Below are 22906 nucleotides of genomic sequence, written 5' to 3' on the forward strand. Positions count from 1 at the left end.
CTGCCAGCTCCAAGGCCAGCTGCCCTTGCCACGGCAGCTGCTAATTAGTGAGCTAGACTGCTGGGCCAACCAACTCACCAGCCTGCCAGAGCTGCCGGCCAGCTTGCAGCGGCTGTACTGCTACTCCAACCAACTCACCAGTCTGCCAGAGCTGCCAGCCAGCTTGCAGGGGCTAGACTGCAGCTCCAACCAACTCACCAGCCTGCCAGAGCTGCCGGCCAGCTTGCAGCAGCTGTACTGCACCGGCAACCACCTTGATGCTGCCACCCAAGCTAGGCTACGCCAGCGCGGCTTTAGCTATTAGGCTAGTAGCCCCAGCCAGCCTAGCTTGGCAGGCTGATTTTTAAACGTCGAGCCCAACTAAGATTGCACTCTAAGCCTGCACCAAAAAAGCCACACCAGACTTACGCCGAGCAACCCTGGCGGTTGACATAAGAGTTGCGATTTGCTAAAATTTCAGTCTGTTATTCGCCTTTGCAAAAATGCGAATGACCACCTTGACGATGAAGTAGATCGATCGCGCCCCTGACCCGGGGAGAAATCCCGGACAGATTGCTTCGTTGGTCTCCGCCCACGAACACGGCGCACGAACGGTGAGCCGACCACCTAAGATGCCCAAGCCTCACACGCTTGCTGACTTAGAGTGGTCGGTCTCGCCGACCAATCGTGGGAAGATCCAGCTGTAGCGCCTGTCAAGCGACGCATGACCTGGAAGCCATCTTCCCGCCAATCACGAGCCCTCTGGTGATTGAGCAACAGTTCATGAGCTCAATCCGCAACAAGCCAGAGTGGCTCCGAATTCTCGACCCTATCCACTTCCTCCAAACCCTGCGTGGATTACAAGGGTCAAGCGGGACCATGCGGACCGGTACGTCGGCATGCCTTGCCGGTCCGCGTCCCGCTCTTTCGACGCACCCAGCGGCTGCGGGGTCACCGGATACAAGCTCGTTTGCACTCTACTGGTGTGAGCTTAGCGGCATTCCATGCCCGCAATCCGGTGGCCCCGCAAGGTCATACCAACACCAGCCCACGCCCGGGTGGGAGGGGGACTTAGGTTCCCACCCGGGTTGTGTGCTTACAAAATAGCGATTTACTTCATCGCTTCTACCAAATACATAACTAATTGTGTGCTTAGTAGAAGCCAACGCCATAAATGCAGTTCCGCGATAGGAGCCGCTTTTGGTTTATAATGACAAGCATGAGTGTGGTTCAGCACGAAAAACGGTTGCGCTCAGCTATTTTGGATTTGCTAAGTTATTTTGCGGTCTTCGAGTTGCCACTTTCTGCTGGGCAAATCTACCAATACCTGCCCGTTAAAACCACTCCGGTGGCCGTTCGTGTTCACTTGTCCAAACTAATAAAACGCGGCAAATTACAAGCAATAGATGACCGCTACGGCCTACGTGGTGTTAACTACAACAAACTCCAGGCATTTGCCGCCAATCAACCAAGATTGCTCAAAAAAGCCAAGCGCTGGAGCAGGGTCTTTGCCGCTCTGCCATTTGTTAAGTCGGTGGTGCTAGTAAGCAGTGTGGCCTATGGTTGCCCGACCGAAGATAGTGACATCGATATGGTGGTCGTAACGTCTCCCAATCGCATTTATTTAACCAAAGCTTATCTTTATGGACTGTTTCATCGCTTTGATATCGACTCTAGCAAGCAAAAGCAGAACCGCCTAGGCATATCGGCTCTATTTAGTACCAATGGTGTTAAATTTGAGCGCGATGTTTACGGCCTCGACCCCCAACGATTACCTTGGCTGCTAACAGCCCAGCCACTGTATGGCGCTCACACCTGGTATGAGCTGCTCAAAAACAACTCTTTTGTGCGCCAAAACGCGCCCAACTACAGCTGGCCCGAGAGCAATGTTAAGCTTGGCTACATGAGCCTGAGCTGGTTAGACAAATTAGATAACTACGCCTATAAACGCTACCTGCGCAAGGTCTCACAAAACCCAATGTATAGAGAAAAAAGAGCTTTTGTGCGCGTACGTCCCGACATAATTGTTATCAATGCTCACCATGGCGAATACTTGCAGGCCAAACAAGACCGCTACGATCAAATTAGGGCTGGTGCAGCTTAAGTAAATTACACTTGACACCAGATGCCAAAGTGATTACACTAGTTGGTAATTAGCACTCTATGCACGAGAGTGCTAATGCTTACAGCGAGTCTTTCTAGCTCTCATAAATAAGTAAGTAGCAGCTTTAAATCTGAGCGCAAGACAAGACAACAGCGAAGCGCAACGCGAGCCGTAGCTACCTACGGTAAGCAAGCCTTGTAGCTGTTAGCTACGCATATTGTGTCAGAGTTATAGCTGCGGTGAGGAGATAAACGTATGAATATTCAGCCATTGGGCGACCGGGTCGTCTTAGAACAAGTTGAGCTTGAGGAAAAAACTGCAGCCGGCATTATATTGCCAGATAGTGCCAAAGAAAAGCCCTCTGAGGGCAAAGTATTAGCCGTTGGCACCGAGGTTAAAGAGGTTAAGGCCGGCGACCGAGTGCTTTATAGCAAGTACGGCCCGACCGAGGTCAAGGTTGACGGCAAAGAACTAATGATTGTCAAAGAAGAAGACATTTTGGCAGTTATGAAAGGGGGCAAATAATGGCCAAAGATATTATTGCTAGCGAAGATGCGCGCAAAAAACTAAAGGCTGGTGTCGACAAGCTAGCCGACACTGTTCGAGCCACTCTGGGTCCGAAAGGACGCAACGTAGTGCTCGACAAGAAGTATGGCAGCCCACTGATTACCAACGATGGCGTAACCATTGCCAAAGAGATCGAGCTCGAAGATGCATTCGAGAACATGGGCGCTCAGATTGTAAAAGAAGTGGCCAGCAAAACCAATGATCAAGCTGGTGACGGCACCACCACTGCCACCGTGTTAGCTCAAGCCATGATTGAAGACGGCATTAAAAACATTGCTGCTGGCGCTAACCCCATGGCTGTCCGCCGCGGCATCGAAAAAGCTGCCGCGGCTGTAGCCGGCGAGCTCAATAAAATTGCTAAGCCAGTAAGAGCGGGCGAGGAAATTGCCAATGTGGCCAGCATTTCGGCCGCCGACCCAGAAGTTGGCGCTCTGATTGCCGAAGTTATGGAAAAGATTGGCGCCGATGGCATTGTAACCGTTGAAGAAGGCCAAACTATGGGCCTGGACAAAGAAATTGTGGAAGGCATGCAGTTCGACAAAGGCTATGTTAGCCCATACATGGTAACCGATACCGCTCGTATGGAAGCCGTGGTCGAAAATGCTCCTATTCTAATTACCGACAAAAAAATTAGCTCGGTTCAGGAGCTGTTGCCACTGCTTGAAAAGCTGGCCGCCGAAGGCAAGAAAGACTTGGTGATTATTGCCGAAGATCTCGAGGGTGAGGCTCTTACTACCTTGGTTCTCAACAAGCTGCGCGGCACCTTCAATGCTGTGGCTATTAAGGCTCCAGCCTTTGGCGATCGGCGCAAAGAAATGCTAGCCGATATTGCCATTTTGACTGGCGGACAGGTTATCACCGAAGAGGTGGGTCTAAAGCTCGAAGATGCTAGTGTTGAAATGCTGGGTGAAGCCCGCAAAGTAATTGCCGACAAAGACAACACCACAATTGTAGACGGCAAGGGTAGCCAGGGTGCTGTAAAATCTCGCGTGGCCCAGATGAAGACACAGGCCGAGAATATGACTAGTGAATATGAGCTCGAGAAGTTGCAAGAACGCATTGCCAAACTCGAGAGTGGCGTGGCTGTTATTAAGGTCGGCGCCGCCACCGAGGTTGAACTCAAAGAAAAGAAGGCTCGCATAGAAGATGCCATTAACTCTACCAAGGCTGCAGTGGCCGAGGGCATTGTGCCTGGTGGTGGCTCGGCGTTAATTAAGGCCGCCCGAGCGCTCGATAAGCTTCAGCTCGAAGAAGAAGAGCAAGTTGGTGTAAACATTGTACGCGACAGCTTAGAATCGCCCCTTCGCCAAATTGCCAGCAACGCCGGTGTAACCGACGTAGCGGTGATTTTGGCCACTATTAATGCTGGCGACAAAGCCATTGGCTGGGATTTTGCTCGTAACCGCAAGGCCGACATGCTAAAAGCCGGCATTATAGACCCAGTTAAGGTTACTAAGAGCGCGCTTTTGAATGCTGCCAGCGCCGCTGCTATGCTGCTCACCACCGAAGCCGCGGTGGTTGATCTGCCCGAAAAAGAAGCTCCAGCTATGCCCGGCGGTGGCATGCCCGACATGGGCGGCATGATGTAAATTCAGCCCAGCACGGACAATAAAAAGACCCTCCAAGTTGCGGGGGTCTTTTTATGTTGACAAAGTTATTGGCATATTGTAATATCTGCTTAAGTTTCTTGGGCTTTTGAGCCCGGGTTGCAAGAACCACGACAAAGCAAGCACAGCGACAACAACGAGAGGAAGACCGATGACGATGACTGCAGATCGGCCCACCACCGCTACACCGATTCCGGCGTCAGTCCGAAGCGAAAAGGATCGTTTCCTGAAGCTTCCTGAGCTACCAGACTCGATCCGGAGCCTCTTGGAGAACAACCACCAGGCAGGCCTGACAGCTGCCCGGGAGTGGCTGAAGAGCAAGGAAGACGCCAGAAAGCTCGATGCCATCAAGATCATCTGTTGGCTCCTCAAGATCGGCGCAGACCTCAACGACGACGAAGTCGACGAGGCTGCTGAGCTCGCAGACCTCATGTTGCACGAACCGGTGCCACGAGATCTCGAAAACGTGATTCGTCGCGGAAAGATAGTGCTGGCTGACGTCTTTATCCGGACTGAGCTCGACTAACACATCATCCGGGGGGACTGGTAGCAGGGAGGGGTCTCGGAGCCCCTCCCTGCCCCGGCTTGCTTTGTCGAAACAACTTAATATATAGTCGTTTATAAATTCTTACTGAATAGTTATTAACCTATCGATGGCTATTCTGTGGGAATCAACCTAGATTCCCCGTACCGCCACTTGGAGGAGCGGCATGCAACAAGTAGTTATACGGAAGTGCTAAGTCCGATATTCGTCTACTACAAACGGGAGGTGTTTGGGTGATCGTAGCCCAGACAACCAAGCTCGAGAAACTACTGGCGGAAAGGAGGGACCTCGAGCAGCACAGCGGTTACCGATGGTCGTGCATGCAGCTTCGGCGCTACGGAAGGGCCGAGCTGGGCATGCTCGTGATGCACGACGACGACGTTCGTGATCAGATCGTCGGAGAAGAGCATCTCGAGGCCGCGCTCAGGGCGCTGCGCAGGCTCTTGCGCGAACACGACTGGCGACAACGGGTGTGTGAGCGCAGAGAGCGTCTGGCGGCCCTGTACAAGCTGAGCAAGAAGGGACAGCAGATCAGGATCTTTCGAGCCAGTCGCTCAGCAGTGAATCGCCTCGACGAGGAGCTCAAGAAACTCGAGGCGAGAGAGCAGGCGCGTTTCGAGCACGAGCTGCAAGAAGAGTCCGAGCTGCACAGCAGGCGTCGACGTCGAGAGCATCGGCGCTACGTCTACCGCCAGTACCGGCGCTAGAAGTTCTCCAGCCCTGGCAGCCGACCGTGGCATCGGCAGCCAGTTGTCCCATCCCAACAACTGCCACACACTGGGGCGGGGTCTCGCAAGAGACCCCGCCCCGTTGCCGTTTCTGCTATAATTCTAAGCAAATGAATAATAACATTTTCAACGCTATTGATGCCCAGCCGCAGCAGCTGCGTGAAAGCTACAATGAGGGCTTGGAGCCGGCCTTAACACCACAGCTAGGTTCAGGCATTCGTAACATTGTGTTGGCCGGCATGGGCGGTAGTGCGTTGGCTGGCGGAGTTATAAAAAACTGGCTCGATGAGCGCCTGAGTGTGCCGTTCGAGACAGTGCGCGACTACAAACTGCCAAGCTACATCGATACTGACAGTCTGGTGATAGTTAGTAGCTACTCTGGCAACACCGAAGAAACACTTAGTGCTTGTGAATTTGCCGATAAAATGAGTGCTCAGATTGTAATCATGACCCATGGGGGTACACTGCTGGAACAGGCTCAAAAAGAGGGTAATTGGCTGCTTGAGCTGCCCCAGGCCGAGCAACCGCGATTTGCTGTTTTGGCTGACTTAAAGGCCATGGCCTGCCTACTGCAAGACCTCGGCCTGGCCGGCAGCATAGATCTGCGCCGCGAACTAATAGAGGTTGCGAACTTTCTAGACCGGCAAAAAAGCACCTTGAACCTAGATAGCGACAGCAATAACTTGGCGGCCAAGATCGCTGCGCAACTGACCGGCAAACCAGCCCTTATATATGCCAGCCCGCTAATCAGTAGTACCGCCTACAAATGGAAGATAAACATTAACGAAGACGCCAAACAAATGGCTTTTTGTAACGTGTTTCCAGAACTCGACCATAATGAGCTCGAGGGCTGGCTACTGCCCAAAGAAAAGCAGCTCAACTCTGTGCTGTTGCGCTCAAGTTTAGAAACAGCTCAAATGCAAAAACGCATCGATGCTACCAAAGAGGTGCTAAAGGGTCATGGCTTTGAGCCAATCGAAGTTAAAGCAGTGGGCGAAACCCGGCTGCAGCAATTGCTGTACGTTAATTTGCTAGGGGACTATGTGAGTGCCTACTTGGCCCAAGCTAATCATGTCGACCCGCTGCCCGTTAAGTTGGTTGAGGAGCTTAAGGCCAAGCTTAAATAGTTCGAATTTTGAACTGTTTTCAGATATAATATGGCTCGTTCTCTAAACTACGATTCAAATTGTCGAAGAAATTTGGATTGAGAGGAGAAACAATGCGAGAATGTAAATTACAATTTTGAAATTGTAATAATTATCAAAGCATTGTTACGACGAGGAGAGGTCGCATAGTGGCCTAGTGCGCCGCCTTGGAAAGGCGGTATATCCGCAAGGGTATCGAGGGTTCGAATCCCTCCCTCTCCGCCATGAGCCTAGATGCTCATTTTTTGTTACAATGTGCTTATGGCTAAAAAATTGGCTCTAAAACGCTACCGACCACTAATTGTAATTTTTTTGGTTGTTTTAGCTTTTACGGGCTACAAGATGTTTGCTCGAGCCAGCCTAGAGGTAGCCCCGGCGGTCTTGGATTTTATGGGTGCGTTCTTTATTGTGGTGGGAGCTATTAAGGTCTACGAGATCGACTCTTTTGCCAAAACTTTTGCTAAATACGACGAGATTGCCAAACACGCCAAGCTCTATGCCTACATGTACCCGTTTATAGAAATAAGTATCGGCCTAGCCATGTTATTTAACTTCGAGGTTCTGGTTGTTACTTGGGTGGCGCTGTGCTTAATGCTAATTGACAGCGTTGGTTCTTACCAGGGCATTAAGAATCCGGCCGTGCGAACCAGCGCTACACTGGGCACCGTCTTTCGCATTCCACTTACCTGGGTAACGCTAGGCGAAGATGTATTAATTGCTGGGCTGGCGGTTATTACCTTGTTTTACTACTACCGCTAACGCTTGGCGACAGCCAAGCCCCATACACTTTTGGCGCCAGCCTGCTTAAGTACTCGAGCACACTCATTTAGGGTGGCGCCGGTGGTTACAACATCGTCGACAATTACAACTCGGGCACCCGCTACCTGCGGCGTAATAACCATAAAGTTACCCCTAACAGACTGCAAGCGAGCTTGCCGGCCCAAACCAATCTGGCCGGTATGGGCTACACGAATCATGGTTTTTGTGACCGGCACAGATGTATTTCGGCCAACCTGCTTGGCCAGCAACAGCGACTGATTGTAGCCACGGCGCCTTTGTGATCGGCCGTCGCTAGGGACAAAGCTCAGCATATCAAACCTGCTACCCTCCAAAAGGCTAGCCATACTCGGCGCAAATAGCTCAGCCGCCGAGCGGTCGCCATAGTATTTGAGCCGGTATACAAGCTCGTCGACTGGGTTTTGCAGGCGATATGACACTAGAACACCATTTAAGCTAGTTTTAGCCCGACAGCGTTTGCAGGTACGGCCGTCATCATTCAGCTCGTTACAATAAAAGCAGGCGGGTTTTTTAACGATTAGCTGGGTTTGCGAGCACTCAGAACACAAAAGACTACCCTCAACGTTGCATTTTATACAACAGCTTGGACTTAATAATTCGGTGATTTTTTGTAGCATGTGGCTTGCATTCAGGTATATTATCTGATTATAATAGGTGGTAATAACCTTGGTGGCAAGGATAAGGAGGATATATGGCAAGAAAAAACCAGGTAGACGAAGAAATCCTAGAAGATGAGTTTTTAGACGACGAACAGGCCAAAGAGGCTGGTAACGAAGAATGGATGAACGAAGAAGAGTTCGAAGGTCAGCTAGCAGTTGACGTTTATCAGACCAAAGACACTATTGTGATTAAGGCTCCAATTGCTGGTGTTAAGCCCGAGGATATCGATGTGGCTATTTCGGAGGACGTTGTGACTATTCGTGGCGACCGCAAAGAAGAAGTTACGGTCGAAAAAGACAATTATTATGTTCAGGAATGCTTTTGGGGCAGCTTTAGCCGGTCGGTTATTCTACCTACCAGCACTGTCGCCGAAAAGGCCAATGCCAGCCTCAAAGATGGCGTGCTAACAATCGAGATTCCAAAAGTGGTGCCAGAAGACAAGGTTAAGAAGATTAAGGTTAAACCAGCCGCTTAAACAGTAATTTGTGTGTGCATTCTCTAAAAAAGCCCTTGAGTAAGGGCTTTTTTGATTCCCCAATTCTAAAAATTGTCCCGCCCGTCTATCGGCCTATGCTGCGATCAGCAAGTGCAGTAGCAAAATGCACTCTTGTTGCGAGAATCTTGTTACTACATGACCGCGCAGCAACAGGAAGGTATTTTGCTGTCTGCACGCTGCTAGAATCGCAGCATAGGCCAAAGTTTTATCCAACTTTTTCTGATTCTCGAGTGTCGGGGAGAATTAGCTATTTCTTTTGAACCTGCTCGGTCACTTTGGGCTCTACCAGGCGCAATGCAATAGCCGGGTCGTAGCCCAGCTGAACTGTGGCCATGGCTTCGCGCAAGGCTTCGTCTGAGGCCGCTGCATTGTAACCCTGGTACCAGTCGGTAGCGCTTACTACTTGCCTGGCAAACGGCCCCAGAATAGGGTCGTTGTATTGACTCTTAGCTAAATCTGGGCGGCTCGAAACTCGGCCGCTGGCGTTCAAATATTTAGCTAGCTCATTGTAGGAGCTGGCAAAACCCAAAAAGTCCCAGGCAATATCGGGATTTTTGCTATTGCTCGAAACCAGCTCGGCCACGTATTGACTATAGTTGAGTTGATTTGAGCTATTAAGCTGGGGTAATGGGGCGGTTTTAAACTTTAAATCTGGGTTGGTGGCCGAAATCATGTTGGCCTGAAACGGGTAATCAATAATCATAGCAGTTTTACCGTTTGCAAAAGCCTGAACACTGCCGCCCAGAGCATCGCTCCACGAATAGCTGGTTTTGTTTGGATTAGAAAAGCTCGAGTAAAAGGCCAGGGCCTTGGCGCCAGCGTTGTAGTTATTGGAGTCGACTGAGCCAAATGTTGCTTGGGTAGGCGGCTGGTTGGTCATTTGAGCGCCATTTTGCATCATTAGTACTGAAAGCACATCGGCACTGTTATTAATGGCTGGGGTACCCAGCGCTACGCCCGATTTGTATAGAGCCGGCCCCTGTTTTTGACTTAATTTGGTGTTGGCATCGAGCAGTTCTTGCCAGCTACTCGGCGGGTCTTTTAAGCCAGCTTGTTCAAACAGGCTAGGGTTATAAAACAATCCCAAGGTTGGTAGGCTATAGGCTACGCCCCAAACCTTATTGCCCTGCACCAGTTCGCCGCTAATCAGCGAGGCAAAGTCAGACTTAAACTGTTTAGCTGTAAATACACTTTCTGGCGCCGGGCTAGCATTGGCCTGATAACGCACCAACCAATCATTGCGAATTGCAAAAATGTCGGGCAAAGTTCCGGCTTTGGCAGCGGCTGTAAGTTTGGCATCATAGATAGCTGCATCCACCTCTTGAATCTGCACCGTAACATTGGGGTGAAGTTTTTGATAGTCGGCCACCACGGCGTCGAAGGCATTCTGGCTATCATAAACTCGCCAGTAAGTAAGAGTAATTGGCGTAGTGGGGTACTGAACCGAACCTTTGTAGTCACGATTGTTGGCCACCGGCGGCGGGGGCGACAAAAAAAAGTAATAGACCCACATAAAAACAATCAGACCAATAAATAGTAGGTAGTAACGCAGTCGTGGACGATGTAGGCGCTTCTTCATAAGTTAAGAGCTTGTCTCATAGTTTCATTTTAGCTTAAACCTATGCTTTTTGTCCTTTTTTGGCTGCAAATCAATTCTGTTTTGTTGGCTTAGAGGTGTCTAGGTTCTCCTTATAAAAACGATTTTCGTACAAAGATTTGCTTGTTTTACTCAAAATAACAGATTATAAAGCCGGCTCTTGTTGGGTAGTAAATACTCAGCACTGCCCCCAATTACTCTTTTTTGGCCTTTGGTTTAAAAGAAGCTCAGCACAAAGTTGACAATTACAAATGCCAAAAGCGCTACGACCAAGCCCACAACTGCGTAGATGATGGTATCTTTGGCACTGCGCAAGCCATTTTCGTCGCCCTGGCTCAATACATACTTAAGCCCGCCAATTACAATCATAATCACGGCCGCCGCCCCAATAATTATAAGTAGAGTGTTGGTAACTGCAGCAATTCGGCCCGGCAGAGTGCCGCCGGGGGCACTCCCCTGAGCACAACTCGCCCCAGCAGATACGCCGCCAGCTATATCGCAGCTGGCTCCTGCATAGGTGATAGCGGGAAAAGCCAAAAGTGTCGCAAAGGCCATGAGGCCTGCGGCAATGCGGTTTGAGTTAATAAATTTCACTTGAGTTGAGAGCTCCTTATTACGAGAACTGCCCAAGCACGAAGTTAACAATGGCATAGGCCAGCAAGGCCACCACAATACCAATTATCGAGAAGAGGATGGTATCTTTGGCGCCTTTGACTTGCTTTTCGTCGCCTTGACTAAAAATGTAGCGAAAGCCACCCACAATAAGCATAATAACTGCCACCACACCAATTACTATCAAGAGGGTATTGGTAATCTGTGCAACCTGGGTGGTTAGCGGGACGCTAGAAAGCGAACCTTGAGCCGAGTTAGCGCCCTGTGAGACATCGGGGTTGGCAGCATGCGCGGCTCCGGCAATTGCTACGCCCAAGCCCGCGCCTACGGTTGCAGTAGTGATTTTAATTCGCGATGAAAGTGACATATGAGTGCTTCTCCTTATTAACATAACAATTATACATTGGTTATTGGTAATTATATCGCCGGCCGTAAAATAAGTAAAGACCGGGGGTGGCTACCTAAAAACACCAATTACAAAATTAACTATCAAGAACGATAGCAGGGCAATTACTAGCCCTACAACTGAATAAATTATGGCCTCTTTGGCCTGGCGCAAGCGGTTTTCGTCGCCACCGCTGGTTACATAGGTAAAGCCACCATAAATTATGCCAATCACGGCAGCAGCACCAACCAAGAAGAGCAGAGTGTTGGTAACGGTTGAGATTATGTCGCCAAAGCCTTTTTGCGGCAAAGCATTTGGCAATGATGGAGCTGCCGCTAGTATTTTTGTTGCTAGCTTAAACATATCTGTATTATACATTAAATATAGTTAGGCCAAAGCAGTCTTAAAAAAATTTACTAAAGATAAAGTTAAGAATACTACCAACTGCCATAGCAGCAACAAGCCCGCCCACAGATGCCGCCAAAGCTCTTTTGGCAAAAAGCAAACGCCTTTCGTCGCCACCAGATGTTACATACATAAAGCCGGCGATTATTATAAAGATAACCGACACCACCCCAACAATAAAAAGCAATATAACTACCGCATTATTTAATAGGCCGGCCACAGCACCCTGCCAATTGCCAGCGTTGATTTGGTCTTGAATGGGTTGGGTGAAAAGAGTAAAGTTCATGGGAATAGCCCTGTCAATTTAACAATTGCATAGGCGCTTATTAATAGCCCCAGACTAATAGCTACCTGTATGAGGTGTTTTTTGGCATTTGCTATTTGATCGGGACTACCACCCGTAGCAATAATAGTGATTATATACCAAAGTATTAGCACAACAGCTACGGCTCCAAAAATACCAACTAAATAGTCTGATATCTGATTAATCACATCGTAAAGACTGCCTTGGTTGCACAGCCAGCCCCTTGTAACTACACTACAATCTTGGTTGGCATCGAGCTTACTACGGCCAAAAGTCTTCGAGTTAAGAGGCTCAATTTGCTGGCCTGCAAGACAAGTGACATTGCCAGTCTTTTGATCAGTAATTGGTGCTCCTGCATCAGAACCATCGGCATTTACACACTTAAAAAGTTGTTGATTTTGATTAGTTGGCTCGGCACCTTGACCGGTCTGTGGCTCTGCCGCTAGTGCAACAGTCGTACTTGCTAGACTAAGGGCTAGGGCAATAAGCCCAAGTGCAATAAAAGGTATAGAATTTGTATATCTGCGCATTGTAAACAAGCTTTATTTTACCCCTGTAATCATATATCATAAGGGCAATGTTAGCAAAAACAAAGTTGTTAGCTCTTTGCTGCTTTGCTCTTGTGTTTGGGGCGGTACTTTTTTTTGTTACCAACGGCCAGAATGCGAGAGCTGAGCTTCCAAAAACTGGATCTTGCGGGCCCACCACTTTAAGCACTATTGGTGCCTGGAAAACCCCTTTTAGTATAGACTGCGAAAATTCAAACCCATCACTTGGCGGTGGCGATGCCAAAGAAGACTGGTTCTACAATCCAGACTTAAGTAATGTTCTGGGTAACTACATAGTGTTTAGTCGCAAAGACACAGCCGCCGTAATGGTTATACAGGCCACAGGACCAAATGCCTACACTCGTTTTTGTTTTAAGTCTCCGGGTGATGTTAAGGATGGTATGGCGTTTAACTACGACAACGGCGGTGGATTTTGTGGCGCTATAGAGAGTTTTGACCCCGCGGGTAGCGACAGCACCAATGCCGGTACGGGTTTTTGTTCAGTAGTAAACAACAAGGATGGTTGTGATTATTATAGCGGCAATGATGGGCCATGGTCTTCAAGTCCCCCCAGAAAATACAGTGGTAAGGTTGTGGATCGCTCAGCTGACATCTCCAAAGCCCAACAGAGCGAATCTGGAGATGAATGTAACAACCGAGATCAAGCCGGGGCTTTGAGTTTTGTATTGTGTCCATTGCTCAAAAGTATCACTGAGTCGGTCGACAAAATAGTAGGGCCTGGTGGGCAACTGCAAAACTTGCTCAAAGTCGAACCACTAGCGTTTCCTGGCAGTAGTGGTGGCATTAATTTGCAAGCATCTACGCAGAATATAGTTTACCTGGCCGATGGTTTGTATGTGCTTTTGTTTATTGTACTGCTATTTGCCAATGCTTTTGCTATTGGCATAGACAACTACACCGTTAAAAAGACTTTGCCACGGCTGATTGCGGCAGTGGTATTAACTCAGTTTGCATATATAATTAGTGCACTTATGATTGACGCTGGCAACATACTTGGTTCTTTGTTGCCCAACTTAATATCGTCGGTTGGAGGAATTGATTTTACCACAGCTATTAATAATCTACTAGGCACCGGTAGCCAACCCAATCTAAACGGCTTACTGAGTTCGCTTGGAGCATTCTTCTTGGTGTTAGTAGCAGCAATTGCCATTTTGGTGGTACTGATAATTGCCATGGTCTATATGATATTCCGAAATCTGTTTATTTATATACTAGTTATTGCCGCGCCCATAGCCTTTGCTGCCATGGTGCTGCCAGGCACTCAAAAGTACTTTAAGCTGTGGGGAGCCAACTTTATTAAGCTCATATTAATGTTTCCTATAATAACCTCTATACTGGCGGTGGCTTCGGTGCTTTCGGCTGCATTGGCGCCAATTAATTCCTTACTGGCCGCCCTAATTCCAGTGGTAGCCATAGCATTGATACCCAAAACCTTTAAGTGGAGTGGCGATATTATGGAATTCACAGCCGGTGCTGTGGCAGGCTATCTTGGAGGGAAGGCCAGCGCCGGCAGGAAGCAAGTGGGTGAGCAGTCCGATAGGCTAGCCGAATCTAGGCGTAACAAAATTGCTACATCCAAATTTGGCGATACTCGGCTCGGGAGGTTTGCTTCTGGATCTGGATTTGGTAGTTTAGCAGGAACTCGCAAAAGCAAAGTAAAGCATGCTTCGAGAGTCGCTGCTGCCCAGTCTGAGGCCGATAAATATGCCAGCCTTTTGTATAGTCGGGAAAAAGCTAAACACCCAGTAGTCAAGGGCTCCAAAAACTACGACAAACAAAAGGAGGCTCGGGAAAAAGCTTTGCTAGATCTTTATGATAATTCTAACAGGGCTACACAGTCTAGTTTATTGAGATTGGCCGGTAAAAGTGGCGACGACAAAGTGGTGTCTTACGCCAAAGGGAAAGATCCAAAATTTGTAGAAGGTGTAATGAACCAAAGCTGGTCGGACTTCGATGCTGTGCCGCAACTCAGACCTGGTTTTGATGCCAAGGATCTTAACCCAGAAAAAATTGCAAACTCATCTGGTGGTTCCCAAAAATCAATTATTGAAAAGCATGGCAGCGATCTATCAGCAGCAACATTGACAGGTTTGGTTTCGAACGACAGCATCCGAACCAAGCTTGATCCCGCTGTTATTGATTTGCTTAAAGATATTGCCGCTAACACCAATACTACCGGAAAGGCGCCCACGAATATTGACCCTGCCGTTAGAACCAAAGTAAATGCTGCCTTAATGGATAAAAACTTACTGTAGGTAAAAATGGGACAATACAAAGTACCACAAAACGTAGAGGCCGAAGATAAAATTCTTGGCCCGCTAACTATAAAGCAATTTATATATGTAATAATTGCGCTTATGTGGGGCTTTATTGCCATCCGTTTGTTGGCTCCATTCAACCTAATAGTAGGAATTATTTTGGCGCTACCAGTCTCTGGCACACTTTTGGCGCTTGGCCTCATTCAACGCGAAGGTGTGAGCTTCGAAAACTACTTTTTGGCCTTTATTCGCTTTAATCTTTACCCGCGCAAACGCCAATGGCAAAAAGACGCCAACCCCGACGTGATTAAGAACGAACCCAAAAAAGCCGTTGTGCCAGAACTACACAAAAGTCTTAACCAGGGCCAGCTAAAGCAATTGGCGTTTATTGTGGATACGCGTGGTAACTACAAAGACCCCAACTTGCAGCTGCCCGACAGCAGCAATATAGCCACTCAAATGAGCTCGAGAGTGGTTGGCCCACAGGCCGCTCAGGGCGAAATTCCAAATGTTCAGCCGCTTATGCCAAGCGCGCCCCAAGCAGCTGCTCAAGTATCGGCTCCGCAGGCTACACCAGCCCAAACGGCCCAAGCACAACCAGGCGTGGCACCAATTGCGACTCAGCCTGCACCGCAGCCGCCGGCTGCCACCGCCCAAGACGATGTGCTAGACGAAACTAGCACTCAATCGACCGATGTTGGTACTTTGTTGCAAAACGTAGAGGTTAATTTGCGCAATCGCACGGTCGCTAAAATGAAACAATCGCTAACTGCGGCACCAAAAACCGCCAAGACTGCGCCCACCCTCACTAGTGATAGAGCCAATGCTCAAGTTGCCGCCGCCACAGCAAGCCAAGCTACTGCTGGCGGCACCCTGTCTGGCAATCAAGTTGCCACCGCTTTGGCCAGATTGAGCCAGCAAAGTGACCACCTATCGGTGCAGCGCTTGGCGGCTCAGGCCGACAAGGCCATTCCGCTTAGCGAAGGCCAAGTGGTACAAGTTAGAGGTTAGAGCAAATTTTGGCTCGGTTTAAACAAAAACACAAGCTTTATCTCAACTCGAGATTTTGATATCATAATAGATTAGCATTTAAGACTATGGCAAAGAATAATCAGCCCCAATTAACCCCCGCCCAAACCGAATACTTTGGTTCGATTACCCCACCCAAAAAAACCAAAAACCAGCGTCAGAGCACCCAGTCGCATTTGCAGTTTTCGGAGATCAAAGACGGCATAGTAGTAATGCGCGACGGTAGTTTACGCATGGTGGTTATGTGTAGCCCCACTAACTTCGACCTCAAAAGTCCGGCCGAACGCGATGCCATTGAGTATGCTTATCAGGGCTTTCTAAATGGTTTGCACTTTCCAATTCAAATTGTTATTCAGTCGCGCAAAGTTGATCTCGACAACTATCTCGAGAACCTCGAGAACTTGCAGTCTAACCAGCCAAACGGGCTGCTGGCTGGACTTATGGACGACTACATATTCAATATTCGGGCTCTGCTCGAAGAGGTAAATATTATGGACAAAAAGTTCTATGTGGTTGTGCCATACTATACCCAGGTAGTAAGCAAAGAAAACGTCTTTACTGGCATTAAAAAACTGATTGCTGGTGAGCAACAGGTTACCCAAACCAGCAAACAATATGATCAGCGCCGGCGCGACCTTATACAGCGTACCAACCTGGTGGCCGGTGGCCTAGCCCAAATCGGGATTCGTTCAGTCGTTTTGAACACCCAAGAAATTATTGAGCTGTATTACAACTCCTACAACATCGACGAAGCTCAAAACCAAGCCTTGGGCAGTGTGGATCAGGTAAATACCCCGGTCGTAATGCGCGAAGGCGGCTTAGCTGAGCCACACGGCAACGAACAACCAGAACCCGAGCCCGAAGACTTGTTTGCCGCCGAGCAACGGCGAGCCCAGTCTGGTTCGTACGGCAGCCAATCGGCTCACCAAGCCAAGAGCGGAGAGCGCAGGTGATGGCCAGAAAACCCAAGGTTGACCCGGCGGTTCAGGCTCAAATTGATCGCCAAACGGCCATGCAGTCTGAAGCTCAAAAAATCTATCGCGAGGGTGTCGTTACTCTGCGCGATATGATTGCGCCAAGTTCTTTTGAGGTCGAGAGCAGCTACATAAAAATTGGCAAGCGCTATGCCCGCACTCTGTTTATATACGCTTACCCACGTTCGTTATTCACGGGCTGGCTAAGCCCAATTATTAATCTCGATGAAGTAATTGACATATCAATGTCAATCGAGCCGGTAGAATCAAGGGTGGTACTAGATAATTTGCGCAAGAAAGTTACCCAAATGGAGGCCACCTATAGCATAAACCAGGAGAAGGGTAAGGTGCGCGACCCCGGGCTAGAGGCTGCCCTACAAGATGCCGAAGAATTGCGCGACAAGCTGCAGGTGGGCGAAGACCGGTTCTTTCGCCTAGGCTTATATATAACTATTTACGGCAAAGACCTAAAAGAGCTTAATGAAGTTGGCCGGCGCATTGAAAGCGTGTTTGGTACAGCACTAATTTACACCAAACCCACCACCATTCAGATGGAACAAGGCTTTACCACTACTTTGCCGATGGGCCAAGATCAAATTCAGGTACGCCGCAACATGGATACGGGTGCTATTAGCACCAGTTTTCCATTTACCACCGCCAACCTAAGTAACGACGAGGGTATATTGTATGGCATTAACCGCCACAACAATGGCTTGGTGTTGTTTGATCGCTTCTCTCTAGAAAATGCCAATATGGTGGTGTTTGCCAAGTCGGGTGCTGGTAAGAGTTTTGCGGTTAAGCTGGAGTGCTTGCGTTCACTCATGCTGGGGTCCGAAGTAATTGTGATCGACCCCGAAAATGAATACAGGACCTTGTGTGATGCCGTGGGCGGTAGCTTCTTGCACCTAAGCCTGGCCAGCTCTACGCGCATTAATCCATTTGATATCCCCACCACAATTGATAGTGAAGAGGCCGATAATGCCCTGCGAGCCAATATAATTATGTTGCATGGGCTGTTGCGACTAATGACCGGCGAGATGAGCCCAGCCGAAGAAGCCGATCTCGACGTGGCACTGATCAATACCTATGCTCAAAAGGGCATAACTAACGACCCCCTAACCCATAAGGCTGAGCCGCCAATTATGCAAGATCTGTATAACACCCTTAATCAGATGGGCGGTAACGGACCTGCCCTGGCGGCTCGCCTGCGGCGTTACACCGAGGGTACTTTCTCGGGTATTTTTAGTCAGCAGAGCAATGTTGACCTAAGCTCTAACTTCGTGGTGTTTAATATTCGCGATCTCGAGGACGAGCTCCGACCAATCGGCATGTATATTACATTGAACTATATTTGGAACCGCGTAAAAACCGAGAGGAAGAAGCGCATTTTGGTAGTCGACGAAGCCTGGCAGCTCATGCAATATCAAGACTCGGCTATGTTTCTATTTAGCATTGCCAAGCGAGCGCGCAAGTATTACTTGGGCTTAACCACCATCTCGCAAGATGTTGAAGACTTCTTGAGCACTCGGCTTGGTCGGGCAATTGTGAATAACTCAAGCTTACAGTTACTGCTTAAGCAAAACCCGGCTGCGGTTGATATTGTTAGCCAGACCTTTAAGCTAACCAGCGAAGAAGCCAAGCTGTTGAGCCAATTTCCGGTTGGCGAGGGCTTATTCTTTGCTGGCTTGAGCCACATTATTTTGCGAATTCTGGCCTTCCCGGGCGAGGAGCAGCTGATTACCACCAACCCAAAGGATATTTTGGATAGCTTGGAGCAAGCCAAGGCTCAGGTTCAGGGCGCATCGGCGGGCGCCCAAGCTGCAGAGGCTCAAAATCTGGCACAGCAAAATGCAACTGGAGCAGAATAAGCAATGAGCTCAAGGGGACTTTAACAGATGGCTCAGGGTACAATTACGCCACCAGACGACAATATTGATGACAACTTAATACACGACAAGAATCTCAGCAATTCTGAGTGGTCAGATTTTGTTGACAACCACTCCACTTCCGATGGCTCTATCCGTGCTACTGGTCGGGAGGATGCTGCCGACCTACCAACTAGCAATCGTAGCCGGGGACCAGCAGTAGATGAATCAGGGCATATTACCGCCGCTGATAATGTCGGCCAAAACAGACAGCAAGGTGGTGGTAGCAGTATGGACATGGCAAAAAAAGTCGCCAAACAAGCCGCCGGTGCAGGTGGTGGTGGCAGCTCTGCCGCAACCAAAGCCCTGGGCGCCGCAAGCAGCGGTAAGGATGGTGATAAGCCCGAGACTGCAAAAGACAAGGCTGCCGATAAAGCAGCCGACGCTGCCCAGATAGCCGAAGCAGCAGCCACCATTGAGAGCCCAACTGCCTGGCTAACTCTGGCTAAGCAGGCTAAAAAGCACTGGAGAGCCCTGGCGCTGGTAAGCATAATTGCACTCTTGCCAGTGTTTATATTGATATTCATTGTATTCTATGCCGCCGCTAACCCGTTTGAGTTCATGAAGGCGGCTATTACCAATAAGGCCTTAGGGCGATTTGTAGTCCAGTCAGCCGATGCAATAGGCCTGCCAGGCGCAGCTCAAGTAAGAACCGTACTGGAAAGAGCCGGCTTAGTTATAAAGATAGAGCACAGTAATACCGCAATAGCAGCACCCAGCCCCACAACCAAGCCAGACCCCGGCAGCATAGATGACATTCTGGCCCGCATAGACTGGAAAAAAGCACAATGGCAGTATGGAAACGATATTACCTGTAAATACCGTTTTACATTTGCGCCATTTGTAAATTACGATGGTCAAACTATTAACGAAATCGACAAGGCTTACGACAAAACGACCGGCAAAGAAGTGCCGCCAGACCAGGCTACAGAAGCTGTAAACACTTGTTTTATGAACAGCTACCCAATGTTTAATATGTCAACCCGTAACCCCGCAGCAAGAAGTGTTAATAAGTTTTCAGATGCCTTTCTGGCCTACTCAACCGACAAAAGTGAGCTCTATAACAAACCACAATCTGAGGTAAATAAGGCTCTGCTCGAAAAAACCGTTAAACGGATCGAGGAAAAGCAAGACTCGGCTCCCAAGAGTACCGAACAAAAAGTAACAGACTTCTCCAACAGAGTATATTCTGAGATTCAGCAGGGCAAAGACCCCGAGGCGCTAGATTATGACGCAATTGCGGCCAGTGTTGGATTGACGTTCCCAAACAACGATCAAGACCCCCAGCAAGTTACTGATTCTATGTGTACTTATTATCAAGTATTCACTGCCGAGAATAATGTAGTGAAAGGTATATATAGCCGCCGCGATGCGGCAGTTCGTAACGCCTTAAAGTTTTTGTCGCTAGCTGGTTCTGGTGCCATGTACCAAAACAGCAACAAAGAGATCAATTATACTGCTGCATCTATAGCCAATTGGGCAGACGGCGCGGGCTATAGCTTATCGGTAGGCAACGGCAACCAGGGCATTCAAGCCAATGCTGAGTCTATCCACAATAGAGCCTACATTATCAAGCCAGAAGAAGCTATCCGAATCGGATTGGCGCTAAGACCAGCCTGTGCCTATGCCAACTTTGGCTTTCCGGTACCGATTATACAACAAGTTATAAAAAACGTGGGTCAAACAGCCGTGTTTAATTTGTACAAAACTTTTAGGGCTACTGTTGTGGCTGAGTCTAGCGGGATCTTTGAGATAGGTAACCCAAACAACTTTGGTTTAAAAGACATACTGATTGGCAGTTTTAGGCTGGCCGGCGCAGCCTCGGTTACAGGTACAGAGGCAGGTCCACAAAATCTTAACCGACAAGCCATGGGCGTGCAACAACTTACCTCAGATTACCTGCGTACGGTTGGTGGTCGGTTCTTGACCGAACAAGAACAGGCCGAGCTCGCTGTTAGAGTAGAAGACAATGCACGACAAAACGAACAAAATAAAAGCTTTTTGGCCAGAATATTCGACACTGCTAGCCCGCGTTCAATTGCAAGCCAGCTGGCCAGCCGAAACACCAGCTGGCGTGATACTGCTACTTACATGGCCTCAACAACTGCATCGCTGGTAAATATACCTAAACTTTTTACAGACACATCTAGCCTGGTGGCTTATGTGGCCACAGGCCAAAAAAATACAGCTTTTGCAGCCAGCGATGATATTGCCAATTACTTCAAGGTAGACCTAGCTGGATTCAGCAGTAATGAACTAAAAAGTACCAATCTTCTAGACAATGCCCGCGCAATTGAAAAGCTAAAAAAAGATATTAGCGACCCTAATGACATTCGCACTAAACAAATGCAATATTATGACGCATGCTTTAAGAAAGATATTCCAAACCCTATTCTCTTTACCCGTATTCCTGAAGACCCCAAGGATATTAGCAACACCGATCCTGCCATTCAAAAGAAATATCTTTACATAAAAGACGGTTTTAAAATAGGCGGGGACGGCAATCAGCTTACTTACAATCAAGATGTGGATTCGGACTTTTTTAAGGCCTATACTTGTGAGACTACGATGACCAACAGCAACCCGCTAAACATGCCAAATATAAATCTAGATTTTGCGAGAAAATATCGTTTGTATGTTTACTACAAATCACAAGTGGAGTTGCTACAAAATTTATCCAGCGATACAGCCCCGAAAGGGTTTTATGCAGGCTCTAGCAAGGGCGGTGCGGGCAGCGGGCAGCGTAATCCCGGCGGCTTTATTTGGCCTATAGGAGGAAAGACAGTATTTAGCAGATGTGGCAATGGTCATGGTTACCAAGCTGTAGATATTGCTTATGTTGGCAATCTCAAGCCAGACATATACGCGGTAGCCGATGGCGAAGTGGTGCTGGCCGATAACAGCAACAGCAGCTCTGGCTATGGTAACTACCTGATCATTAAGCAGAATGACGGCCTATACACCCTCTACGCCCACAATAGCGAGGTTACGGTAGCCAAAGGAGACCGTGTGAGCCAAGGTGACGTGGTGGCTATTGGTGGCTCGAGTGGCGATTCGAGCGGCCCCCACCTACACTTCGAAGTCCGTACCGAAGACATAAATGGCCCCAAGCAAAACCCGGGTGACTACTTGCCAGATACACCAGACGGGCAAAATACTCAAACTTACTGCGAGAGTAATTAATGAACAGGCGGATTACCATTACTATCATAAGCATTGTTGCGGTGCTAGCTCTAGCTGTCATAATAGTTATGCTTATATTAGTAACCCGGCAGCCTAGCACATTCAGCCTCAATGCTCAGATTGCCGACAGTGGTCGCATCCGCTTCGCTCAAGCTACCGCAAAAGGGCTGGTTTATACTAAATCCAACAACCTGTATCTTATTAAAGACGGCACGCCTAGCTTGCTTGGCGCCCTGCCGGAATTTGATAGCTTTCAGGTTAATCAAGATGCAACTTTTGGAGCTGTCAAAAACAATTCCACTGTTCTAATTTACAACCTGTCCTCCTGGAAAGTTGTAGCTCAGTTTGAAGCTAAGTTCTTCAGCTGGATTGACAGCAATACATACCTGTATGGCACTTTTGTTACGCCACCAAAAATTGCTGGTGGTGCCGAAAATTTATCTCAAAATCTTACTGTTAAAGATACCTCGGGTAGGCTTATAAATACCTATACTACACCATTCTCGCCGATTGGCTTGCTACTAAGTAGCCCCACCAGCCTATATATATCAGCCAGCGGAAGTAAAGGCCTGCTTGAACTACAAATTTACAGGCTCGACAGAACAAACGGCAGCCTGCAGACGATTCAACAGTTGCCAAATTTTAGTTTTAACCAATATAATCAATATGAGGCGGCACTATTACAAACTGGATCCAATAGCGGTCCTGTGCAGCCATTCTCAACTAACGGCCTAAAAATCACCTCGCTGTTTCAGCCCTTATCTAACGTAGTTATGGTTAGCAAAGCCAGGCTTCTGTATGTAACTAGTAGAAATAACGTTGAGCTCCATAGTTTTGACCTAACCAACAATAAAGATCAGCTAATAGGCTATATTTCGATACCTGCTAGCACTGTAGTAAGTGGGGTGTATGTGATAAATAGTAGAATGTACATTACAGCTCAAAATCAAATCTTCTTCATCGGTTTAGACCCAATAAAGGGCTTGACACAATGAACTATAGAGCGGCTGCCGTAGTAGATGATGCTCCGAGGGTAA

Annotated in this window: 22 protein-coding genes and 1 tRNA gene; 16 read left to right on the top strand and 7 right to left on the bottom strand. The window is 48.4% G+C overall.

Annotation, left to right across the window (positions count from 1 at the left end):
- The 9 genes from HYX70_03820 to HYX70_03860 form a co-directional block, all read left to right on the top strand.
- Positions 1-304, top strand: a 304-nt coding sequence (locus HYX70_03820) for a leucine-rich repeat domain-containing protein (GenBank protein MBI2798391.1), incomplete at its 5' end; no start/stop codon positions are given.
- 894 nt (positions 305-1198) lie between these two features.
- Complete coding sequence (locus tag HYX70_03825) at positions 1199-2083, top strand: hypothetical protein (protein MBI2798392.1); 885 nt, start codon at positions 1199-1201, stop codon at positions 2081-2083.
- Between the two features lie 255 nt (positions 2084-2338).
- On the top strand, positions 2339-2608 hold the full coding sequence (gene groES, locus HYX70_03830) for a co-chaperone GroES (GenBank protein MBI2798393.1): 270 nt from the start codon (positions 2339-2341) through the stop codon (positions 2606-2608).
- On the top strand, positions 2608-4239 hold the full coding sequence (groL, locus tag HYX70_03835; protein MBI2798394.1) for a chaperonin GroEL: 1632 nt from the start codon (positions 2608-2610) through the stop codon (positions 4237-4239). The genes groES and groL overlap by 1 nt, the downstream gene beginning before the upstream one ends.
- A gap of 169 nt (positions 4240-4408) precedes the next feature.
- Positions 4409-4783, top strand: a complete 375-nt coding sequence (locus HYX70_03840) for a hypothetical protein (GenBank protein ID MBI2798395.1) — start codon at positions 4409-4411, stop codon at positions 4781-4783.
- A 338-nt stretch (positions 4784-5121) separates the two neighbouring features.
- Positions 5122-5508, top strand: coding sequence for a hypothetical protein (locus tag HYX70_03845; GenBank protein ID MBI2798396.1), 387 nt, complete (start codon positions 5122-5124; stop codon positions 5506-5508).
- A 131-nt stretch (positions 5509-5639) separates the two neighbouring features.
- Positions 5640-6656, top strand: coding sequence for a bifunctional phosphoglucose/phosphomannose isomerase (locus HYX70_03850; GenBank protein MBI2798397.1), 1017 nt, complete (start codon positions 5640-5642; stop codon positions 6654-6656).
- Positions 6657-6809: 153 nt separating this feature from the next.
- Positions 6810-6899, top strand: a tRNA-Ser gene (locus HYX70_03855).
- 36 nt (positions 6900-6935) lie between these two features.
- Positions 6936-7433, top strand: a complete 498-nt coding sequence (locus tag HYX70_03860; GenBank protein MBI2798398.1) for a hypothetical protein — start codon at positions 6936-6938, stop codon at positions 7431-7433.
- Here HYX70_03860 and HYX70_03865 read toward each other — a convergent pair.
- The gene (locus HYX70_03865) at positions 7430-8089 is read right to left on the bottom strand and encodes a ComF family protein (protein MBI2798399.1); all 660 of its coding nucleotides are present in this window, start codon (positions 8087-8089) and stop codon (positions 7430-7432) included. The two genes, HYX70_03860 and HYX70_03865, sit on opposite strands and share 4 nt — an antisense overlap.
- Positions 8090-8163: 74 nt before the next feature.
- Here HYX70_03865 and HYX70_03870 point away from each other — a divergent pair, with 74 nt between their 5' ends.
- On the top strand, positions 8164-8607 hold the full coding sequence (locus HYX70_03870; GenBank protein MBI2798400.1) for an Hsp20/alpha crystallin family protein: 444 nt from the start codon (positions 8164-8166) through the stop codon (positions 8605-8607).
- Positions 8608-8875: 268 nt separating this feature from the next.
- On the opposite strand, the gene HYX70_03875 is transcribed toward HYX70_03870, so the two are convergent.
- The 6 genes from HYX70_03875 to HYX70_03900 form a co-directional block, all read right to left on the bottom strand.
- Positions 8876-10207 carry an extracellular solute-binding protein gene (locus HYX70_03875; GenBank protein ID MBI2798401.1) on the bottom strand — a complete coding sequence of 444 codons (1332 nt, stop codon included), beginning with the start codon at positions 10205-10207 and terminating at the stop codon, positions 8876-8878.
- A 234-nt stretch (positions 10208-10441) separates the two neighbouring features.
- The gene (locus HYX70_03880; GenBank protein ID MBI2798402.1) at positions 10442-10819 is read right to left on the bottom strand and encodes a hypothetical protein; all 378 of its coding nucleotides are present in this window, start codon (positions 10817-10819) and stop codon (positions 10442-10444) included.
- Between the two features lie 19 nt (positions 10820-10838).
- Entirely contained in the window at positions 10839-11204 is a 366-nt protein-coding gene (locus tag HYX70_03885) for a hypothetical protein (GenBank protein MBI2798403.1), read from the bottom strand.
- Positions 11205-11294: 90 nt separating this feature from the next.
- The gene (locus HYX70_03890) at positions 11295-11585 is read right to left on the bottom strand and encodes a hypothetical protein (protein ID MBI2798404.1); all 291 of its coding nucleotides are present in this window, start codon (positions 11583-11585) and stop codon (positions 11295-11297) included.
- 40 nt (positions 11586-11625) lie between these two features.
- Positions 11626-11913 (bottom strand): hypothetical protein, encoded by a 288-nt coding sequence (locus HYX70_03895; protein MBI2798405.1) that lies wholly within the window; start codon positions 11911-11913, stop codon positions 11626-11628.
- Positions 11910-12461: a hypothetical protein gene (locus HYX70_03900; GenBank protein ID MBI2798406.1), complete on the bottom strand. Its 552-nt coding sequence runs from the start codon at positions 12459-12461 to the stop codon at positions 11910-11912. Before HYX70_03900 ends, HYX70_03895 begins: the two co-directional genes overlap by 4 nt.
- A 47-nt stretch (positions 12462-12508) precedes the next feature.
- On the opposite strand from HYX70_03900, the gene HYX70_03905 reads away from it, so the two are divergent.
- The 6 genes from HYX70_03905 (at position 12509) to HYX70_03930 (ending at position 22864) form a co-directional block, all read left to right on the top strand.
- Positions 12509-14755 carry a hypothetical protein gene (locus HYX70_03905; GenBank protein MBI2798407.1) on the top strand — a complete coding sequence of 749 codons (2247 nt, stop codon included), beginning with the start codon at positions 12509-12511 and terminating at the stop codon, positions 14753-14755.
- 6 nt (positions 14756-14761) lie between these two features.
- On the top strand, positions 14762-15769 hold the full coding sequence (locus HYX70_03910) for a PrgI family protein (GenBank protein MBI2798408.1): 1008 nt from the start codon (positions 14762-14764) through the stop codon (positions 15767-15769).
- An 86-nt stretch (positions 15770-15855) separates the two neighbouring features.
- Positions 15856-16740: a hypothetical protein gene (locus HYX70_03915; GenBank protein ID MBI2798409.1), complete on the top strand. Its 885-nt coding sequence runs from the start codon at positions 15856-15858 to the stop codon at positions 16738-16740.
- Positions 16740-18629 carry a DUF87 domain-containing protein gene (locus tag HYX70_03920; protein MBI2798410.1) on the top strand — a complete coding sequence of 630 codons (1890 nt, stop codon included), beginning with the start codon at positions 16740-16742 and terminating at the stop codon, positions 18627-18629. The genes HYX70_03915 and HYX70_03920 overlap by 1 nt, the downstream gene beginning before the upstream one ends.
- Positions 18630-18656: 27 nt before the next feature.
- Positions 18657-21869, top strand: coding sequence for a M23 family metallopeptidase (locus HYX70_03925; GenBank protein ID MBI2798411.1), 3213 nt, complete (start codon positions 18657-18659; stop codon positions 21867-21869).
- Complete coding sequence (locus HYX70_03930; GenBank protein ID MBI2798412.1) at positions 21869-22864, top strand: hypothetical protein; 996 nt, start codon at positions 21869-21871, stop codon at positions 22862-22864. The genes HYX70_03925 and HYX70_03930 overlap by 1 nt, the downstream gene beginning before the upstream one ends.
- Positions 22865-22906: the final 42 nt, after the last annotated feature.

This window comes from Candidatus Saccharibacteria bacterium (assembly GCA_016191105.1).
Classification (GTDB): domain Bacteria; phylum Patescibacteriota; class Saccharimonadia; order CAILAD01; family BJGX01; genus JACPPH01.

What these genes read in the sequence shown, in the direction of transcription:
- HYX70_03825 (MBI2798392.1), top strand. Translation starts at nt 1,199, where the DNA reads ATGAGTGTGGTTCAGCACGAAAAACGGTTGCGCTCAGCTATTTTGGAT.
- HYX70_03915 (MBI2798409.1), top strand. Translation starts at nt 15,856, where the DNA reads ATGGCAAAGAATAATCAGCCCCAATTAACCCCCGCCCAAACCGAATAC.
- HYX70_03860 (MBI2798398.1), top strand. Translation starts at nt 6,936, where the DNA reads ATGGCTAAAAAATTGGCTCTAAAACGCTACCGACCACTAATTGTAATT.
- HYX70_03875 (MBI2798401.1), bottom strand. Translation starts at nt 10,207, where the DNA reads ATGAAGAAGCGCCTACATCGTCCACGACTGCGTTACTACCTACTATTT.
- HYX70_03850 (MBI2798397.1), top strand. Translation starts at nt 5,640, where the DNA reads ATGAATAATAACATTTTCAACGCTATTGATGCCCAGCCGCAGCAGCTG.
- HYX70_03845 (MBI2798396.1), top strand. Translation starts at nt 5,122, where the DNA reads ATGCAGCTTCGGCGCTACGGAAGGGCCGAGCTGGGCATGCTCGTGATG.
- HYX70_03910 (MBI2798408.1), top strand. Translation starts at nt 14,762, where the DNA reads ATGGGACAATACAAAGTACCACAAAACGTAGAGGCCGAAGATAAAATT.
- HYX70_03905 (MBI2798407.1), top strand. Translation starts at nt 12,509, where the DNA reads ATGTTAGCAAAAACAAAGTTGTTAGCTCTTTGCTGCTTTGCTCTTGTG.
- HYX70_03900 (MBI2798406.1), bottom strand. Translation starts at nt 12,461, where the DNA reads ATGCGCAGATATACAAATTCTATACCTTTTATTGCACTTGGGCTTATT.
- HYX70_03930 (MBI2798412.1), top strand. Translation starts at nt 21,869, where the DNA reads ATGAACAGGCGGATTACCATTACTATCATAAGCATTGTTGCGGTGCTA.
- HYX70_03890 (MBI2798404.1), bottom strand. Translation starts at nt 11,585, where the DNA reads ATGTTTAAGCTAGCAACAAAAATACTAGCGGCAGCTCCATCATTGCCA.
- HYX70_03885 (MBI2798403.1), bottom strand. Translation starts at nt 11,204, where the DNA reads ATGTCACTTTCATCGCGAATTAAAATCACTACTGCAACCGTAGGCGCG.
- groL (MBI2798394.1), top strand. Translation starts at nt 2,608, where the DNA reads ATGGCCAAAGATATTATTGCTAGCGAAGATGCGCGCAAAAAACTAAAG.
- HYX70_03925 (MBI2798411.1), top strand. Translation starts at nt 18,657, where the DNA reads ATGGCTCAGGGTACAATTACGCCACCAGACGACAATATTGATGACAAC.
- HYX70_03920 (MBI2798410.1), top strand. Translation starts at nt 16,740, where the DNA reads ATGGCCAGAAAACCCAAGGTTGACCCGGCGGTTCAGGCTCAAATTGAT.
- HYX70_03870 (MBI2798400.1), top strand. Translation starts at nt 8,164, where the DNA reads ATGGCAAGAAAAAACCAGGTAGACGAAGAAATCCTAGAAGATGAGTTT.
- HYX70_03865 (MBI2798399.1), bottom strand. Translation starts at nt 8,089, where the DNA reads ATGCTACAAAAAATCACCGAATTATTAAGTCCAAGCTGTTGTATAAAA.
- HYX70_03840 (MBI2798395.1), top strand. Translation starts at nt 4,409, where the DNA reads ATGACGATGACTGCAGATCGGCCCACCACCGCTACACCGATTCCGGCG.
- groES (MBI2798393.1), top strand. Translation starts at nt 2,339, where the DNA reads ATGAATATTCAGCCATTGGGCGACCGGGTCGTCTTAGAACAAGTTGAG.
- HYX70_03895 (MBI2798405.1), bottom strand. Translation starts at nt 11,913, where the DNA reads ATGAACTTTACTCTTTTCACCCAACCCATTCAAGACCAAATCAACGCT.